Genomic DNA, 369 nt, shown 5'->3' on the forward strand with positions numbered 1-369 from the left:
GTCCAGTGAACCAATGAAATTGCACTGATCTAATAGTGCATGGGCAAAATGAATCTGAGTGAAACCGAGCGCGAAGACCTGATGTCGATGCAGCGCAGCCGCACAATGGCCGTTGGCGAGGTGAGGCGTGCGCGGTTGATCCTGCTGCTCGACGAAGGAGCCTCGCGGGCGGCGATCATGGCCGAATTGCGATGCGATTCGCGTTTCATCACAACGTGGCAATCGCGTTTCGCCAGTGAACGTGTACGGCAGACATCCAGGCCGTGCGCCGCGACCTGACCTCGCGGGCCTTGAAGCGAGAGTGCTCGACTACACGCTGCGACGCAAGCCGGCCGACGGCTCGACGCACTGGAGCAGCCGCAAACTGGC

The 369-nt window shown here is 60.7% G+C and carries 1 pseudogene; it reads left to right on the plus strand.

Going from position 1 to position 369, the window contains the following annotated elements:
- Positions 1–39: 39 nt before the first annotated feature.
- A pseudogene (locus AB4Y35_RS42135) lies at positions 40–369 on the plus strand (helix-turn-helix domain-containing protein); the annotation flags it as partial.

It is taken from the genome of Paraburkholderia sp. EG286A (assembly GCF_040965375.1).
GTDB lineage: Bacteria > Pseudomonadota > Gammaproteobacteria > Burkholderiales > Burkholderiaceae > Paraburkholderia.